The 19,812-nt window shown below is 35.5% G+C and carries 11 protein-coding genes; all 11 read right to left on the reverse strand.

Translation table 11 applies throughout. The annotated features are described in order from the left end of the window. Positions 1–83 precede the first annotated feature (83 nt). Positions 84–2,771: a DUF4962 domain-containing protein gene (locus tag ACHRVL_RS14110; RefSeq protein WP_395413811.1), complete on the reverse strand. Its 2,688-nt coding sequence runs from the start codon at positions 2,769–2,771 to the stop codon at positions 84–86. Next, a complete protein-coding gene (locus ACHRVL_RS14115; protein ID WP_395413813.1) occupies positions 2,771–5,440 on the reverse strand; it encodes a DUF4962 domain-containing protein in 2,670 nt (889 codons plus the stop codon). The genes ACHRVL_RS14110 and ACHRVL_RS14115 overlap by 1 nt, the downstream gene beginning before the upstream one ends. Before the next feature lie 36 nt (positions 5,441–5,476). Further along, complete coding sequence (locus ACHRVL_RS14120) at positions 5,477–6,856, reverse strand: sulfatase (protein ID WP_395413815.1); 1,380 nt, start codon at positions 6,854–6,856, stop codon at positions 5,477–5,479. A 172-nt stretch (positions 6,857–7,028) separates the two neighbouring features. After that, entirely contained in the window at positions 7,029–8,276 is a 1,248-nt protein-coding gene (locus ACHRVL_RS14125) for an MFS transporter (protein WP_395413818.1), read from the reverse strand. Then, positions 8,263–9,228: an ROK family protein gene (locus tag ACHRVL_RS14130; RefSeq protein ID WP_395413819.1), complete on the reverse strand. Its 966-nt coding sequence runs from the start codon at positions 9,226–9,228 to the stop codon at positions 8,263–8,265. The genes ACHRVL_RS14125 and ACHRVL_RS14130 overlap by 14 nt, the downstream gene beginning before the upstream one ends. A gap of 206 nt (positions 9,229–9,434) precedes the next feature. After that, complete coding sequence (locus ACHRVL_RS14135; RefSeq protein WP_395413821.1) at positions 9,435–11,321, reverse strand: RagB/SusD family nutrient uptake outer membrane protein; 1,887 nt, start codon at positions 11,319–11,321, stop codon at positions 9,435–9,437. A 17-nt stretch (positions 11,322–11,338) separates the two neighbouring features. Next, positions 11,339–14,488: a SusC/RagA family TonB-linked outer membrane protein gene (locus ACHRVL_RS14140; protein WP_395413824.1), complete on the reverse strand. Its 3,150-nt coding sequence runs from the start codon at positions 14,486–14,488 to the stop codon at positions 11,339–11,341. Between the two features lie 745 nt (positions 14,489–15,233). After that, positions 15,234–17,210 carry a heparin-sulfate lyase HepC gene (gene hepC / locus ACHRVL_RS14145; RefSeq protein ID WP_395413826.1) on the reverse strand — a complete coding sequence of 659 codons (1,977 nt, stop codon included), beginning with the start codon at positions 17,208–17,210 and terminating at the stop codon, positions 15,234–15,236. Between the two features lie 29 nt (positions 17,211–17,239). Further along, positions 17,240–18,442, reverse strand: a complete 1,203-nt coding sequence (locus ACHRVL_RS14150; RefSeq protein WP_395413829.1) for a glycoside hydrolase family 88 protein — start codon at positions 18,440–18,442, stop codon at positions 17,240–17,242. A 232-nt stretch (positions 18,443–18,674) separates the two neighbouring features. Beyond that, positions 18,675–19,271, reverse strand: coding sequence for a hypothetical protein (locus ACHRVL_RS14155; protein WP_395413831.1), 597 nt, complete (start codon positions 19,269–19,271; stop codon positions 18,675–18,677). A gap of 158 nt (positions 19,272–19,429) precedes the next feature. Continuing rightward, complete coding sequence (locus tag ACHRVL_RS14160) at positions 19,430–19,807, reverse strand: DoxX family protein (protein ID WP_395413833.1); 378 nt, start codon at positions 19,805–19,807, stop codon at positions 19,430–19,432. Positions 19,808–19,812 lie beyond the last annotated feature (5 nt).

The raw sequence follows: 19,812 nt of genomic DNA on the forward strand, positions 1-19,812 counted from the left end.
AATTATAATTTATTGTTTGGTTTGGCTGATTGTTTAAAAGAACGTAAGCTCTAATTTAAACAAAAAGAAAACACTTTATTCTTTTAATTTTTATCGTATTTAGCCGCATCTGGCAATTCGTCAACAACTTCTTGTTTGTTTACTTTAGAATTGTAAATTTCTAGTAATAGAGAACTTCCTGCAATTTTTGGAGCATATTTTTTTCCTTCAAATTCTAAAGAGAGATTACCAAAGCTAAATGCCGATTTTGCGGTTTTACCAATTACTTGTAATGCTGCCGCTTTTTTGCCGTCTAACTGTGCTAGAATTTCCCAATCTCCAACTTGTAAATGCTTTAAATCATTAACGTTTGATGCTGTTTTAATGACTTCTGTTTTGCTGTCTTTGATTTGAATGATAGTTAAGAATCTAAATTTTTGTTTAGGTTCTGAGGTAATTCCGGCATGCCATTGGTCTTTAAAATTTTTAATTTTACCTTCATCATCGGTAACTTTATTCCAGTTTACTGCAGTTTCAAAAAATAGATTGTGTACAGCCATTTTTAACGGACTTTCGGCATATACATTAGCCGTAACATTTCCTAAATCAGTTTTTACGACAAATTGCTGCTGATTTGATTTTTCTGAATTTTGACCTTCAATAGTGTAATAGGGGCAATGAAACTGTGTTGTCCATTTAACTGGGTTTTTAGCTTCTAGTTCGTCGTACAAAACAATATATCCGCCTTCTAATTGCAGCATATGCCTTCTGTACAATGTTACGCCAGATTCTCCATAGCCGTTTTCTTTGCTTGGTACAACTTTAATTTGTTCAAATCTGTTCAGCCAGAATTCACTTTTAATTTCGCCGTAAGCATTGCTTGCATCTCCTAGAGCATATTGAATGCGTTTTCCTGATATTGCTCTCGGAATCCATCCGTAACCTTCTTCACCGATTTTTTGGTTTAAGCTGTCGGCTAAAATAGTGTTATACGCTTTTGTAGATCTATAATGCAAAAGATTGTGTTTGTCGCTGAAATTGCTGTAATAACCAGTTCCGCCAAAGATCACTTTTCCTTTATAGTTAATAGTAAATGCGTTTTGCGAAGCGTGCCCGTGTCCCGAAGAACCAAACGGACTGCTGAATAAATAACTGCTTAAAGTTTTATCAGCGTTGGCTAAATCTTCATGCATAGCAACAACTCCTACATCGCCAAATTTGCGTGTTTTGGGCAAATCTGAAGGAGATGAAACTGGTAATTTTCGGTTTGGTTTAAAATTTAAAAGACGGAAAAGCAGGAAATCATCTGTACCGTGATAATATGATGGATATTCTTTTTTTATTCCGTCAACATACCAGTTTAAATAAGGATTATCAATTTTATAAGTCAGCGCATCTGCAAACCAAGCTTCTCCCTTTACAATGTATGGAATGTTTTCCCACATATCACCAATGGCTGTACTAGCCGATTTATTAGGATGTGTATAAAGCATATAATAAGGCAGATTCTGCATCCAAGGTAATTTGAAATAATCGACTCCGCTAAAATCGCCAAACATTTGCGACAGGTAAATAATCGATTTAAAGTTGACTCTAAAATAGCCGTTTCCTTCATGCCAGCCGCCGTCTGTCGTGCCTAGAACCGGAAAACGTGCTGACCATACTTCATACAAATAGGTAAGCCATTCTTTTGCTTCGGGCACATCGTTTATTACCGAAACAGTTGCAATAGCAAGATTTCGCATGGTAATCTGCCAGACGTGATTGTCGCTTACGTGCAATTCAAAACGATTTGGAAGATGATCGTAAACTCTTTTAGATCTCAGTTTAATGATGTTTTTAAAAAGCTCTTTTTCATCTGGTGATAAGAAATCATATCCTGCATCATAAAACCAACCTAAAGCTTCAAGTACTGCACCGCTTGTAAAATCATCACCAGTTGCAAGTCCGTCAGGATTCATATTGGCAATATTTATAGCTCTGCGTTTGGCGTCTAAAATGAAACGTTTGTCTTTAGTAAGCTGATAAGCAATACATAAATTACGAACTGGAGTACCAACGGCGTCACCAAACCCATGATACATTCGCTCGATAATGATCTTTTTTTCTAATGGATTTTTACCTGTTGTATCAATTATGCGTTGTGGTTTTTCTGTTGGGAGAGGAGCAAGCATTAATTTTTCCGCGTAAGCGATAAACTTTTTAGCCTCAGGATTATCAAGATTGTTTTTGTAAAAATCCTCGCCAATTGTACGCATATCCCACAAAAGCGGATGTGCTCCTTCATTTCGCTTTAAAACTTCGTTTACAGGCGGTGAAACTTTTTGATTTGCATATTTTGAATCAATAACGAAATCATACGTAGGAGACCACGTCCATTGATTGCTGTTTTTTAAGGCATAAGCATATTTCCAATACCATTTTCCAGATTTTAAAGCTTGATGCAAAGGATAAACAGCCCAGCGTTGTTCCTTACTGGCAATTAAATCTTTAGTAAAATTTTTATCACTTGCCAGCATTACTTTGTAACGCACGTTTCCAATATTTGGATCTTCAGGAATTGCACTGCCGCTTTCCATTGGTTTCACCATTTCTTTACCGTTTGTTCCAGGCCAAAGCAGGGCAGGAGCATTTGTAGGCACCGTTATTCCGTTTACAGGATATGGCCATTCGCGCACTCTAGAATGTAATTTTTCGGCAGTGAGTTTAATTTCGGCGGGTTGCTGCGCAGATAATTTACCACTTAGAATTAGTAAGATCGAAATACTTATATTTTTTATCATGGTACTCATTACTTAGTTTTAGAATCATATTTTGCAACATCTGGTAATTCATCGATTACTTCTTGCAGCATTGGTTTGTTATTGATAGTTTCAACAAGCATTGAGCTTCCACTGGTTTGATGTTGATACGTTTTTTTTCCTAGTTTAATAGAAGAAGCACCGTAATTAAAGGCCGAATTTAATTTTTCATTTTTAATATTCAGCATTGGAGCTTCATCATTATTTAATTGTGCAGATAACTCCCAGCTGCCAAAATTCAGCTGAATGTTTCCATTTTTTAGCGCGACAGGTTTTATGATTTCTGCAGCTTTACCATCGATTTTTATGACGGTCAGAAAGCGCATTTTTTTACTTGGCGTTGAAGTTATTCCTGCATGCCACTGATTTTTGTATTCGAAAACTTTCCCGTCTGCTCCAGTTACTTTGTTCCAGTTTACGGCAGCTTCGGCAAATTTATCATGTACTTGCATTTGAAGATCAGTATTGGCAAAAACGCTTGTATTGACTAAACCTACATCTGTTTTTACGGTAAAATTCTGCTGTTTACTGCTGGCAGTTTCTTTTGATTCGATTGTATAATAAGGTACTTGAAATTGGGTAGTCCATTTTGCAGGCTTTTCAGCTTCGAGTTCGTCGTAAATCACCACATAACCATCTTCTAACTGTAGATAATGTCTGCGATAAAGTGTAATATTTCGTTCTCCGTATCCATTTGCTTCATTTGGTACGACATTAATTTTTTGAAAACGATCCAGCCAAAATTCATTTGTAATAGGGCCGTAAGCTTTTGTGGCATCGCCCAACACATATTGAATGTGTTTTCCTGTAATAAAACGAGGTGTCCAGCCATAACCATCTTCGCCAATTTTCTGTCCCAGACTATCTGCCAATATAGTCGAATAGGCTCTTGAAGTGCGATAATCTAAAAGGTTGTGACGATCACTAAAATTGCTGTGATAGCCAGTGCTTCCAAAAATTGTTTTGCCTTTATAGTTAATAGTAAATGCATTTTGTGAAGCATGACCGTGACCAGAAGAACCTATTGGACAGCTAAAGAAATAACTGCTTAAATTTTTTGAAGAATCTGATAGATTTTCATGCATAGCAGCTATACCTACGTCTTTAAACCAACGTGATTTCGGAAGCTCATTAAATGACGATTCAGGCAGATTTCGTTCTGATTTATAGTTTATTAATCGATAAAGCAATAAATCATCTGTTCCTGTAAAGTAGCTAGGATAATCCTTTTTAATTGCTGCTACATAAGTATTAAGAAAAGGGTTGTTTATTCTATACGTAAGAGCATCAGCAAACGAAGCGTCTATCTTAGCAATATTAGGCTCTTTTTCCCACATATCACCCATAGCCATACATGAAGCCGCAGATGGATGTGTGTAAAGTAAAAAATAAGGAAGGTTTTGCATCCAAGGAAGTTGAAAATAATCTACACCGCTCAAATCGCCTAATAATTGAGATAAATAAATAAACGATCTAAAGTTTACCTTAAAATAGCCGCTGCCTTCATGCCATCCGCCGTCATTATTGCTTAAAATAGGGAATCGGGCAGACCAGACTTCATAAATATAAGTCAGCCATTTATTGGCTTCAGGCACTTCGTCAATGGCTGCTACGGCGCCTATTGCCAAATTTCGTAATGTAATCTGCCAAATGTGATTGTCGTTTATATTGATTTCGAAGCGGTTCGGAAGATGACGGTAAATTCGCTCACCGCGTAATTTGATAATAGATTTTAAAAATGTTTTTTCGTCAGAGCTCAGAAATTCATAACCAGCATCGTAAAACCATGCAACGGCTTCTAATATTGCTCCTCCCGTAAAATCATCGCGAGTAGCTAAACCGTCAGGATTCATATTGGCAATATTCAACGCTCTGCGTTTGGCATCCAAAATAAATCTTTTGTCTTTTGTAAGCTGATAAGCAATACAGAGATTGCGTACAGGATTGCCCACCATATCTCCAAAACCGTGATACATGGCTTCAATATTGATTTTTTTCTGAAGTTCAGATTTACCAGTTGTATCAATGTAACGTCTTGGCTTTTCTTCGGGAAGCGGCTCCAGCATTAACTTTTCAGCGTAAGCTATAAATTTTTTGGCTTCAGGATTAGATAGGTTTTTTAAGTAAAATTCGTTACCTATTTTATTCATATTCCAAAGTCTCGGATGTTGTCCATTTACACGCTGTAAAACCGTAGTGGCTGCTGGTGAAACTGGATTGTTTACAGCCGCTGAACTAACTACAAAGTTGTATGCCGGCGACCAAACCCAGTTTTGTGAGCTTTTCTGGCGATAAGCATATTTCCAATACCACTTTCCAGATTTCAAAGGTTGATGAAGCGGATACATTGCCCATTCTTGTTCTTCACTGCTGATTAAATTTTGCTTAAAATCAGGATCTGAAGCCACCATTACTTTGTAAACCACATTATGAATTTTTGGATCGATCGTAAAATCATCTCCAATATCTCCTGACAAAACAATTTTCTTTTCGCCATTTGTTCCCGGCCAAAGTAAAGCTGGAGCATTTGTATTGATGGTTACTCCATTTGCAGGATAAGGCCATTCTCTAAGTCTGCCATGCAGTGTTTCTGTTGTTAATTTAATTGTCGCTGGCTGTTGGCTATATATTTGAAATGTGATTACAAAAAGTAATAACATAAATGCTTTTTTATGCAACATAATCTTGTTTTTGGTTTACAACCCAGATTGAAAAGAATCTCCGTTTTCTTTGCACCATTGTTTTAAATAACGACGCATTTCATTCAGCTGTTTTTTATAGGCTGAATTAACGGCTAGATTTGTAATTTCTCCTGGATCGTTGGTTAGATTGAATAGTTGTTCTTTTAAATCGCCTTTATTGTAAACGATATATTTAAAATCTTTAGAAATTACAGCGCGTCCGCTAATTCCTAAAAGCTGTTCGTTATCGGCAAAATCGGTTTCAATAACCAATGTATCGCGCAGGCTTTGTGCTGGATTGGCTATTTTTTTGCTAAGATCGATTCCTTTTAAATAATTGGGTTTTTGTACCCCGGTAAATCCGCAGATGGTTGGAATAATATCGATGCCGTTACAAACCAGCATTTCATCAGTTCGTGGTGACCATTCGCCTATTTTCGAAATTATGAAAGGTATTTTTGCTGATTCTTCGTATAATATTTGTTTTTGATTCCAGCTGTGGCCAGCGTAACCATCACCATGATCCGCTGTAAAAACGATGATGGTATTTTTTTCGATATTGTATTTTTTCAAAGAAGCAAGAACCATTTCGATATAAACATCTACTTTTTCTACTAAACGGTTGTAAGCCCAGCGGTATTGACGCCATTGATCTTCTGTCCAGTTTACACTTGGATAGGTTCCTGGATTTACTTTTTGCTGTTCACGCACAATTTTAGGTTCATGATCTGGAATTTTCCAGTTAAGGGGCAAGGGCGGACATTGCGCTGCGGGTGGAGCTTTTTCTAGAACATCCATTTTTAGATCTTCATGGCGCGCCCACTCACAAATGTCATGCGGATTTAAAAAAGAAGCGACAAGTAAAAATGGTTTGTCTTTGTTTTCTTTGATAAAGCGTGCACAGAATGATGGAGTTGCGGCATCATTATAATCTTGAAAATTAGTGTTTTCAATATATTCAAAACCATGCTGATTTTTCTTCGCTGTAGGTACAGGCAAATGCCATTTCCCTACGTACCCAGTTTTATATCCTCCGTTTTGGAAAATTTTCCCCATCATAAGCAAATCTTCCGGCCATTGTCCGTCTTTCTCAGGAGCATTTCCAATAAAACCATTTTCAAAAGGCATTTTTCCGCTCATAATTGAACTGCGTGACGGCGAACACAATGGCTGAGCACAATATGCTCTGGTAAAACGCACACCGTTTTGTGCCAGTTTGTCCATTGCAGGTGTATGTAAATCTTTATTTCCTGCAATACTCATAGCATCAGCAGTCTGCTGATCGGTCATTATAATTAGAATATTAGGACGATCACTAGTTTGAGCCTTACTCACAAATGGAGCTGCGATCCAACCTGCAATAGATAACAGTAATATTGTTTTTTTAAATAACATAATGGTCTGGTTTATTTAATAGCTGGCTGTCTTTTTATAAGACTTAGAGTCTTTGAAAGTACAAAACGAATTTAGGCATCATTGATTTAAGATAGTTTTGATTTTGTACAAAATGCTATTAATTTTAATTAAAAATCAATGACTGTGCGGTATTTCATACTGATTTTGCACTTTAGTTTTGTTCGCTTTTGAAAATATTCTTCAGTTTGGTGGTTTTATTATTAATGATAGGTTTTGCGTTGTAAGCTAAAAATAAAATATACCCAAGCGTAAAAAACAGAAAAGACATAGCGTAACGCAGTCCAATATAATCGCCTAAAGTTCCAATAATAAGAGGTACGAGTGCACCGCCAAAAATACCAGAACACAAAATTCCTGAAAATGAACCATGATGTTTATGGGTGGAATTGAGTGCCAGCGAAAATACAATTGAAAACATAACTGAAATGGTAAAACCTAAAGTGATAAATGCTGCAACAGCCATCTCTGAATCACCATATAATGCAGCAATTAAGACGATCATGGAGAGAATACTGACTGTTTTTAAAACTATTTTAGAATCCCAAAGCTTTAAAACAGCAAGTCCAATTAAACAACCGAAAGTCATGGCTCCCCAAAACCAAGCTACTGTACTTGCACCTTTAGCAGCAGGATCAACACTATGATAGCTTCTTAAAAATTCAGACATCCAGTTGGCTAATGATTGTTCTGTTCCTACATAAGCTACAATTCCTAAAAAGAAAAGCCAGATTTCTCGTTTTTTCAGTAGTTCTAAATATACTTGAGAAGTTCCTGTTTTTTCATCGTCGTTGCGTTTTACAATTGGTATTTTCAGGAATGCTATTACTAGAATAATTACTATAAAAATTAGGGTAAACAGCCAGTACAAGATTGTCCAGTTTAAATGATTTTGAATAAGATTGTTAGAAATAAAGTCTAGAAAAGCATTGTTTTGATGTAAGACATAAGTAAAAACAAACGGACTGATAAATGAGGCTAGTCCAAATGTAAGCTGTGCCATAACAGAATAAAAAGCAAAGTTTTCTTCGCCTCCTGCTGTACGCATAAGCGGGTTAATAATAACTTGAAGCATCGCCATTCCTAATCCAATTACAAATAAAGAACCTAGTGCAGTGCTGTAAAGGGGATTTACAGCAAAGGCTGCTGAACCTATTAAGTTTAAAGAAAAAGCGAGCAGCATTGCTTTTTTTTCTCCCATTTTTTCGATTAGTATTCCGGCCGGAATAGACATAATTCCATAAGCCAAAAAGAATGAAAATGGTAAAAAAGCGGCCATTGTAAGGCTGAGTTTGTATGTTTGAATGATGATAGGCATTAATGGGCCTAAAATATTGGTTACAAAAGAGATTACGAACCAAATAACCAGAATCATTACAACCAGAAAATTATTTCGTTTCATAGTGTTCCATTTTAAGTTTCTGAAAAACATTTGCAGTGCAGCCCAATATGCCTGCCTGATTTCCTAATTTGGCAGCAACAATCTGGGTATGAATTGAGGCAGCTGGAATTGACAAGGTTTTTGTTCGGTATCTTAATTCATCGATATAAAACGTGCCCGCTTCGCTGATTCCGCCGCCTATAATTACTTTTTGCGGACTGCAGATATTTATAAAACTAGCTATGCCTGCCGCTAAAGAATCAAAATGACGTTCCATGGCACGAACGGCATATTCTTCGCCATTTAGGTATTTTTCGATAATATATTTTCCGTCAACTTCTTCAGAAGGAAATTGGTTTTGAGATTTATAATCGTCAATTAAAGCAGTTACAGATGCATAAGCTTCCAAACAGCCACGTCCACCGCAAGTACAGGTTAAACCATTTTGCTGTATTATGATATGACCTAGTTCACCACCGCGATTGTTGAAACCGCCGTAAAGTTTTTTATCAATCAAAATGGCTCCGCCAATACCTGTGCCTACTGTTAGAAAAATAGCATCTGTGCAATCTTTTGCCGCACCATAGGTTAATTCGCCAAGTCCCATTAAATTAGCGTCGTTATCAATAACGATAGTATGACCGGTTAGTTCTTTTAAAATAATGCCTAATGGTAATTCTTCGAAACCAGGTAAATTATCCGCACCGCCAATGATTACACCATTTTCAACAAGACCTGGAAAACCGATCCCAACGCCGGCAATTGGCTTTTTTAATTGTAAGGTGCATTGGTTGATTGCGTCTGCGATTAGTTGTATAATTTCTTCTTGAGTTCTAGCATTCTGTAAGGGAACCAAGAAGGATAATAAGATTTTTCCTTCTTCATTGACAAGACCGCATTTAAGTGAAGTACCGCCAATATCGATTCCAACTGCGTAAGATGTTGACAGTCCAGAATTATGTAAGTTTATCATAATTGTAATTTTAATTATCCTTTTGAAGCGTTTATTTTAGCTTCGGAGGATAAATTTGAATGGAATGTTTAGGTAACATTAAATGAAAAATTGAGGTTTTCAATTTAGATGAAACAATTAATGCAGAACGAGGTCCTGCATTAATGTTTTAAAAAGATATTTTTTCTGAGGGGAAAATGAATTGTAAATATTCAAGAACCCCCCGTTTAATATTTAGGATTTTGTCGTGTAATGTTCTTATTTACATCAGTTTCATTCTGAGGATAAGGATAAAGTTCATGCTTTCCTGCTACAAAGTTTCCTACTGAAGGATAGAAATAGTTTGAGCGGATAAGTTTCACAGCATTAGCAGTTTCAGTTATTTTATCTCCTAAGATTCCCCATCTAATCAAATCGGCTCTCCTCATTCCTTCAAAAGAAAGTTCCCAAGCTCTTTCTTGCTGAACGGCTTTAAGGAAACTATTTTTATCAAGTCCGGTTGGCAGGTTCATTTCTGCAGTTGTTGGTTTTGGTAAAATTCTAGCTGTTGCTGTTGCACCAGAACCTTTTCCGTCTACACTTGTAATTGTAACAGTTGGTACAGAAGTATAACCGTCTCCAGTACGTAACATTGCAATTGTATTGATGGCACCGCTTGCCAAAGTTACAACAGCTGCAGAAGCATCAGAACCGCCGCCGCCTGTAATTTGGATTACTACATTTGCTGCAGAACTATATCCAGTACCTTTTGTTTTTAAGTCAACAGCAATACGGCTTCCTTGTACGTCGGCACCAAAACCTCTTCTACGAACTTGATTAATGGCATCGTAAGCAATGGCATTTGGACCTTCATTTAATTCGTTCTCTACTTCGGCGCGCATTAAAAGCAAATCAGAATAGCGCATAATAACCCAGTTAATGTGGCTGTATGCTTTTTCTTGGATTGAATTGGTTTGAAATTCACGGCTCCATTTTCCAACTGTCCAGCTCTCGTCTTGTCTTGTAGTTAAAAGCGCTACTTTATTTCCAGCGGCATTAAGCGTATACATGGCAATCGAGAAATCTCTTCTTTGATCTGCAGCATTAAATCCGTTGTAAAAAGGTTTTGGAACAACACATCTTGAATTAGTCGAAGAATAAAAACCATTTGCGGTAGTTACACCATTAAAATTACCAATGTTAGAGGAGTTTTCTCTATATCCTGCAGGATTGTAAAAGGCAACTTGAAAAATGTTTTCAGTAGGCTCTAAAACGTGGAGACATTGGTTTTTAAAAACCTTTGAATAAGATGGATTCAACTTATACGGGTTTTGCGCCATTACTTCGTTGATTTGCTGTTGTGCCAGTTTATAAAAGTCTTTATAGTTGGCAGGACGGCTCATTACACCATCAGCACCTAATGAATATCCGCCTGCAAATAGGGCAACTCTTGCCAGCATAGCTTTGGCAGCCCATTTGTTTACACGTTCATCTGTAGGGATTTGTTCCGGCAATAGGAGAGCAGCTTCCTGCATATCTTTGATAATCTGGGTGTAGATTTCTTTTCGATCTACAAGACCGCCTTTTAAATCATCTCCTGCTTGTGAACTTTTTGTTTTAAAAGGAACATCGCCCCATAAACGTACTAACTCAGAATAGTAAAAGCCGCGCAAAAATTTAGCTTCACCAATGAATTTGTTTAATTGATCTTTTTGAGCCTGTGTTCCTTCGGTGTACAATGTCATTTGCGGAATTCTTTCAATCGCAACATTGGCTCTGTCAATTCCTTCGTATAATTTGCTCCAAACGGCATAAAAAACGTTAGTCTGCGAAATACCTTGATAATGCGGTATCATACGCCAGTCATCGGCACTTAAACCGTTGATTTGCTGAATGTCAGTGTCGGTATCAAAAAGTATAGAGATATTCCATCCATAGCTGTCAAAAGAGGACATTGCTTCATAAACTCCTAATACAGCCATATTGGCTTCGTCTGAAGTTTTAAAGAAATTGGCTGTTGTAAAATAAGAATATGGAGTAACTTCTAATTCTTTTTCACATGAATTAAGCGGCAGTAAAAGAAAAGATACACTCGCTGCTATAATTGCTCCAGAGGAAAATATTTTGTTTTTCATTTTTTCTAATCTTTAAATTATAGTGAAATATTTAAACCAGTGATAAAGGATTTACTTCTTGGATAAGCACTAAAATCTACTCCTCTGGTAATAGCATTATTAAGTACGCTGACTTCTGGATCAAATCCTGAATATTTCGTAAATACATATAAATTATAAGCTGTAAAATAAACTCTCAAATTTGAGATATACGATTTTTTCAACCACGCTTTAGGTAATGTGTAACCTAAACTAATATTGTTGATTCTTAAAAAAGAACCGTCTTCAATAATATCACTGTACAAACGTCCTGTAGCATTACCGTTGAAAGCAGGATTCGTTTTGCCAACATTTAAAGCGGCAAGTTCAGTAGGATCAGTTACACGTTGTCCAGCAGCATTAATAGTTGTCCATCTATCAGCAAACATGGCAAATGTATTTAGATTGTCTAAATTAAGTCGTGAATTGTTTAGTACGTTGGCATTGTAAATGTCGTTACCAACTGTAAAATCTAAAAAGACACTTAAGTCAATCCCTTTATAACTGAAAGTATTGTTTAAACCTCCTGTATATTTCGGGTTAGCATCACCTATTGCAGTTCTGTCAAGATCATTGATAACACCATCTGGTGTACCATTTGGACCGCTGATGTCTTTAAATTTAATAAAACCTGGCTGTACAGCAAGATTATCACTTACTACACCGCTTTTTAAAGTATAAGTTCCGGCAGTTGCGTTATAATCAAAATCACTTACTTGATATAAACCGTCGTTTACATAACCATACATTACTCCAACTGGTTGTCCCACTTTTAGGATGTAGTCATTTTTGTCCGTATAACTATTAGTAATCAATGACGTTTCGCCTTCACTTAAAGCCAGTACTTTTGTTTTGTTAAAAGCAATATTAAAGGTAGTATTCCAATTAAAATTGTCGTTTTTAACATTAGTTGTATTCAAGGTAAATTCTATACCACGGTTTGAAGTTGCTCCAATATTCTGAAATTGTTTTTTAAATCCAGAGCTTGCAGGAACACGAGTGTTGTAAAGCAGATCTTTAGAACGATTTTCATACAATTCTGTAGTAAGAGAAATTCGTTGTTTAAAGAATCCTAAATCTAAACCTATGTTGGTCGATTTAGTAGATTCCCATTTCAAATACGGGTTTGGAAGATTACTTTGAAAAGCAGTAATATTTACTTGATTGTTTAATGGATATGATCCTGAATTGAAAATACCTAAAGCGGCATAATTTGCAATTCTGTTATTTCCTGCTTCTCCATAACTTAAACGGAATTTTAAATCAGAAAATGCAGGAATGTTTTTCATGAAATCTTCTTCAATAACTCTCCAAGCGGCTGAAACTGAAGGGAAAATTCCCCATTGATTTTCAGTTCCAAATTTAGAAGAACCGTCTGCACGTAAACTTGCGGACAGTAAATATCTGCTTTTGAATGAATAATCGGCTTTTCCGAAAAAGGATAATAATTTATCATCTTCAGCAAAAGAGGTTGGCATTGCCGCAATTGTTCCCAATTGTAGTTTATCCCATCCTAAATTTACATCAGGAAATGCCGATGCCGATGCAGAGATTCCTTCAGAATAATTGTAAATATACTCTTGACCTGCGGTTACACTAAGCTTATGCTTTTTAGCAAATGTATTATTATAGGTTAATACGTTGTTGTAATTTAAACGAGTCGAAAGATTATGGGTAATACCTCCATTTGCTCCGCCAGATCTAATAGCTTGTATTCCATCAGCACCATTAAAGTACTTACTTTTAACGCTGTTATCCGTGTAACTTACCAAACCGCTGTAAACTAATTTTGGTGTAAGATAGTACGAAAGTTGAAAGTTCATGTTGATAGAACGATTTACTGTTTCTCTTTTTTGGCTGTCTATAGTGATAAGCGGACTTTGAAATGCGGGTGAAGCTTGATTGTCTAATGGATCAATCAGTAAATATTTAAGTTCGTCGTCAGAACCATTTTTTCCAATAGTAGGACGATATTGTAATAGCGTTTGCAGCATACTTAATCTCGCATTTCCACCATCATTTGTAGATAATCCTGTAATTTTTTGATTCGAATAATTGACAATAGCATTAACTGTAAATTTTTTGCTTATCGCTTGTGTTACCTGCAATTTTGCAATGTTTTTTAAAGATTCACTGCCAATCATGATTCCTTGATCGTTATTAACCGAATAAAAAGCATTGTATTTTGTATCACTTTCGCCGCCACTGATACCTATTTTATGATATTGGTTTACAACAGCGTTTCCAAAAACTTCATCTTGCCAGTTGATTCCCGCTCTATTTTTGTAAAGTCCTTCCATTTCTTCATAGGTGCCAAAAGTGTTTAGGTATTTTTGCATTCTAGTATCATCCGTGGCACTTTCATAAACCAATTGTGTGTATTGGTACGGATTCATTACTGGTAATGTTTTTGCAATTGTTTTTATACCGCCGTAAGTATCGTAACTTAACCTAAGTTTTCCGCCGGCAGATTTTTTTGTGGTTACCAAAATTACTCCATTTGCACCTTGCGCACCATAAATAGAGGTAGAGGATGCATCTTTTAGTACATCAATAGATTCGATATCCATTGGATCTAAAAAAGCAAGACCGCCAGTTTGTGCAACTCCATCAACTACATATAAAGGCTCGTTACTTTGTGTAATCGAAGTACCACCTCTAATTCGTAATGAAGGTTGTGCACCAGGAGTTCCGTCTGGCATAGTTACCTGTAATCCGGCAATACGACCTTGCATTGCCTGCGCTACATCCTGTACAGGAATTTTAGCTATTTCGGTTCCTTTTACTGAAGAAATTGCACCAGTAAGATTTTTTCGTGTTTTTGTTCCGTATCCTACCACAACAACTTCGTCAAGATTATTGGCATTATCAATAAGTTTTGTATTGATAAGTGTTCTGTTCTTTACTTGTTCTTCAGTAGTTTTAGTTCCTATAAAAGTAAATACTAATACAGCATTAGATTTTACTTTAATTTGGTATTCACCATCCATCGAGGTGACTGTGCTGTTTTTAGTTCCTTTTTCAGAAACGGTTGCCCCAGGCATAGGCATATTTTGGGAGTCGGTTACAACACCTTTAACTGTAATAACATCTTGCCCGTACATCACGCAAGTTGTCAGCAGTAAAAATAAAAATAGAGTCCTTTTCATAGTTTTGGTTTTTTACCGGAATACTTTTTCATTATTCCTGATAGCTATTATTTAAGTTAGTTTTTTAACCTTGTTAAGTAAAAGTTATAACTGCTTTAATTTGAAAGCTGTAAAAATTGACTTTAGTAAGGTTTGGTTCAATGTCGCTTAAATTGTTTTCTTTCTAAATCACAATTGGTTTATTGTGGTTTGTGGAGAAAAGTATAACAATTTATGAACTTGTAAAAATGCCTTAGGTATTTTCTGTCGTATAAACAAAAAATGATTTTGTAAAAAATGATTCATTAGCTTTTGATTAGTCATGTTGGTTATTATTTGATAGAAACAAATATAGAAATCGACCTAAAATGACAGTTTTGAAAACGTCCAAAATACTATTGATTTTGATTAAAACAAGCTGTAAACCCCAAAAAATTAAGGGTAAAAATGTGTTTTTAATATTTTTTCTTACTTTTTATTTAGTATTATCTTTTTCTATTTCATGCAAAAGATCAAGCAGGTTTAAAATGTGTTTAAATAAGTGAAAAATAATGGCGATATAAGCCGCTGATATTTAAATGGAAAGTCATTTTAATCTGTTACGACTTATTATTTTATACTTAGATTTTAAAAACTATACGCATTGGTTATTTGCTAAAAGATTGGGTTGTTTTTTTGTAAAAGACAAGATAAAACAAGACAAAAAAAAGACGTCCTGTTGAGACGTCTTTGAAATAGAATATTTGAAATATTTTCTTTTACTGCTTTACAAGGATGTTTTAATATCATTTTTCTTGCCGTCAATACTAATTGTAAGGCTTACAGTTCCTTTTTCCAGATTATGATCTGCATTTGGTTTAATACTGATTTCAGGAGCTTTAGAACCATTGTAAGGATATACGATACTTATAAAATCTTGTGTTTTGTTATCGATTTTATTTTTTTCGAATACAAAAGCTGGTCTTGGAGTTTCTTTGCCGTATGCATAAGATACTTTTCCATCTTCTTCACTAAGAGCTGTTTTATCTGAGTTTAAAGATTGTATCAGCAAGTTGTTACCGTCTTCATAAGTGGTATATACCTTATTATTAGTTTTGTCAAAAAATGGTTTGCTGTCTTCTTTTAACTGAAAATGAACACCTAATTTTCCAATCGCATTTCCAATAGCTTTATCAACGATCAAGAAATATTTTTTATTAATAAAAAGTACGCTTCTCTGATGGTTTAAGTTTGTATAGCTTGGATTTGTGTAGGTTAAAATATCTAAATTTTGTCCAGTCTGCCATTTCTCTTGTTTTGCTTTGGTGATAACCATATTTTGGTTGTCTAATGTCAAGGTGCTGTGTACTTTGGTTTGACGGTACCAATTTCTCATTTTGGTAACTTCGGCATCTCCGCTGTAAATATAACAGCCAGTATCTGGCATAAAATTGCGTCCGTTATTCCATAGTTCAAAAGTTCCGTTATCAGGTTGTGCGTGAAATTCTCCCGGAGGGCCGGCTTTTAAAATCATTACTGTTGACTGCTCATTCCATCCGTTTCTAAAGGTATAAAAACCACCGTCTGGCAATGCATTTGATAAGTTCGACGGTAATTTTCCTGATGCGCCATCTGTAGCAAAATATTTTATTTCTTCGTTTTCAGGGAAAGCTTTTGACCATACTGCAAATTGTTTTAATCTTGCATTTTTTTCAACCAGCCATGCATCACCAAACATTGGAATGTTGTAGTTAGGGAAAGTGATATTTGCCAGTGCAATAATCATTTTTTCAATTGTTTTTGAAAAAGAGTCTGGAAATTCTTTTTCAACTCCTGCCATTTTAGCCGAATTATAGGCTTTTAAGAAAATATCAATTGTAGCAACATGATAAGTTGGCGAAAGTTCCCATTGAACTCCATCTGGTAATACCTGTGATTTTATTTCTCGGTTTAAAACATCAATTCCGCTTTTACGCCATGCAGCCGCTTCTTTTAGTTCTGGAAAAAAAGCACCAGCACCTAAAATTCGCTGTGCTTCAAACAATAAAGGGTTTCCATCTTTTGTGTAATGAGCAGGAATATAGGCAGCTTGTTTAGCATAACAGTTTAAAAACTCCATTAAAAAAGCAGGTGTAAAATTTGGAGAAGGAACAAACAAATTGAAAGTTCCTGGCAGACTTTGTACACGATCAGAAACTTCCAGCGGACGCCACGCATATCGATCATTGTCTTTAGAAAGCCCTAAAGGATTCTTTTTTTTCCAATCTCTAAACTGAGCAATCCATTCCTTTGCATATTTTTCGTCGCCAGAACTTCTATACACAATTCCCATAGGCTGCCACCAATTTACTCTGTGCAGCTGCCAGCGCATTTCATTATCTTTTATAGGCCAGTACGTCCAGTCTATATCTGCGCCATAATCAAAATAGCTGTAACCTCTTATAGGCTGGAATTTGTGCTGCAAAGCGTTATCAGCTTTTTCCTGATTTGCTTTCCCGACATCTTTCCCTTTTAATCTATTTTCATCTCCTACATTAAATTCAGGATGTTTTATGTTTTTTCGATTACGGTAATAAGTTAATAATTCTTTTGCTGCATCATTGTATTTTGCGGCATCATAAAGCTGTTTTGTTTTTTCAAGACCCGGATAGGAGAGGTTGATATTATCAAAGCTCTCTTTAGTAATAGGTTTTTCTTGTGCCCTTACAGGATTCATAAGCAGTATGAATGCCAGTATTGCAATTTGGTTTATTATTCTTTTCATTTTTTAGTTTGTTAAGGCAAGTTATTCTTTTAAATTGTAATTTTTTTGATTGCCGCATATTTCTTCAGTGCTTCCAGATAGTAGTAATCTGCATAATCTAAAGGTGTATCAATTTCTGAATTGTATAAAAATGCTCCAACACTATGTTTTAGTAAAAAGTAATTATTCTCGCCCGGTTTGGCTAAATAAGCTTCTGAAGATAAGGATTTTAGTATTTCTTCAGCGTAATCTAAGTATTTTTTCCCGTCCTTAGCCTCTGTGCTTAAGTCTAATAATCCGCATGCAATTACTGCCGCAGCCGATGCATCTCTTGGAGCTAATTCATCTGTATCCATTGCATTATGAACATCAAAATCCCAAACAGGAACCTTGTCTTTTGGCATACGAGGGTGGTTCATTATAAACGATGCAATATTTTCTGCCTGTTGTAAAAACTTCTGATTTTTAGTATTTGCATAACACATTGCATAACCGTAAAGCCCCCAAGCTTGTCCGCGTGCCCAAGCCGAATCATCTGTAACACCTTGATGTGTTGCTTTACGAAGTACTTTGCCTGTTTTTGGGTCGTAATCTACGAGATGATAAGAACTGTAATCTTTTCTAAAATGATTTTTTATAGTCACTAAAGCATGAGAATTGGCTGCATTTGCATATTCGGGTTTACTAAATTGGTTTGCTCCCCAATACAAATATTCAAGATTCATCATATTATCGATAATAACAGGGTAGTGCCACCAAGCAAAATCCCAAGAACGAATTGCTCCAACTTTCGGACTAAAACGGGCGTATAAGTTTGCTGCGCCGTCTGCTAAAGCAGGAAGATAAGTTTTATCGCCTGTAATTCTGTAGGCATTTCCATAAGAGCAGTAAAGCATAAAACCTAGATCGTGTGTGTTTTTTATGTTTCGGATAGAATCAAGTGCAAGTGTGAATTTTTGTGCTTCTTGAGCCAGTTTTTTGTCGCCGGTTAATTCATATCCGTACCAAAGACTTCCCGGAAAAAAGCCGGTTGTCCAATCCGTTAAGCCAGCAAGTCTAACAGTTCCATTGGGGTTTACAGAACGAGGATTTTTTCCAGGTTTATACGTTTGTGCAGCTTTATTTAACTGATAATGTATTACTTCAGATGTTTTTTTGAACCAATCCAGCGAGGGATCATTTTGATTGGTCTGTGAAAACGAAGTAAATGTAATTGCAAAGACAACAAAAAATAGGTTAAAGGTTTTTTTCATAGTTTAATCGTTTTTAGATCTATATTCATTTTGATTGAATATTTACAAAAGCGAAGTTAAACTTGAGGTTCAAATTGGTCTTTCAGTTTTTGTTATAATTGTTTTGAATTTGTCTAAATACCCCTGTTTTATTGGAATTAGTTAGTATTTTTTTTCTAAAACAGCATAAAAACAAAAAACGGTCCGCAAAGACCGTTTTGATTTAAAGTAAGAATTAAAAATGATTCTGGCTTTATTCTTTCACTATTATAATTGTTGCTTTGTAACCTGTACCAACATTCCATTGACTTGCTTCAATAGCAACACCTTTATCGTCGTAAACTTGAAACTCGGCTGTATTTGGCGAAGCAGATCCTTCATTCAAAGCTTCAAAGTCAATTTTATTAATTCCGTTTACCAAATTAATTTTAAAACCTTTAAATTCTCCATCTAAACTCACTTCTGGCTCAACAACTTTATCGTTTAAATATACTTTTATTTTATCGCCGTCTACAAAAGCGGCATCACGATAACGAATTGTAGAAGTAAAAGATGTCGTTTTGAAACTTCCTAAAAATTGATTTCTTCTATAGAAAATTCCATCAACATTTGACTCTTTTTTATATAGATTAGTGTCTTTAAAAAGTTCCTCTGGATTAATTTTTAAGGGATCTGGTTTTTCAGCAACTGGTGGTTCTGCTTTTGGAGTGTTTTCTTTAGGAGGAGGAATTACTTCTTTAATTTCTGCATTCTTTTTAGGAATCGGTTTAAATTTGGCATTCAGTTCGTCCTGCGAATATCCTTGTAAGCAAACACTAAACATAATAACTAAAAAAACTATTTTTTTCATATCTCTGAACTATTTATTTATGGATTAAACACTATTGAGGTGTATTTATAAAAACAAATAATTGAAATATTTATTGTCTTTACCGATTAAATTAATGCTCTCAATACAAAAATTAATAAATGTAGTTTGAGTTCAAAGTTTTTATTTTTTTTCTATCTTTAGATTACACTGGTTTTTCTTTCAGCTGGTCTAAAATACCAAGACACAATAGTTAAAACAATCAATAATATTGGGCCAAAATAATCTTTAGCCGCATCTCCTACAGCAAAATGTGAAAAAACAGCTCCCGTCATGACAAAAAAGAAACCAGCATATGCCCATTCTTTTAGTAAAGAAAACTTTGGAATTAAAATGGCTATAACTCCTAAAAGTTTCCATACTCCCAAAAAAGTTAAAAAGTATAAAGGATAACCCAAACGTGTTATCATTTCTGCTTCATCTTTCATTTTTAATAATTGAACGATTCCTGTTGCAGTCATTCCTAATGCCAGCCAAAGCGTAGCAATCCAATAGATAATTTTGTTTCTTTTACTCATAATAT

This window comes from Flavobacterium sp. FlaQc-28 (assembly GCF_044007415.1).
Lineage (GTDB): Bacteria > Bacteroidota > Bacteroidia > Flavobacteriales > Flavobacteriaceae > Flavobacterium.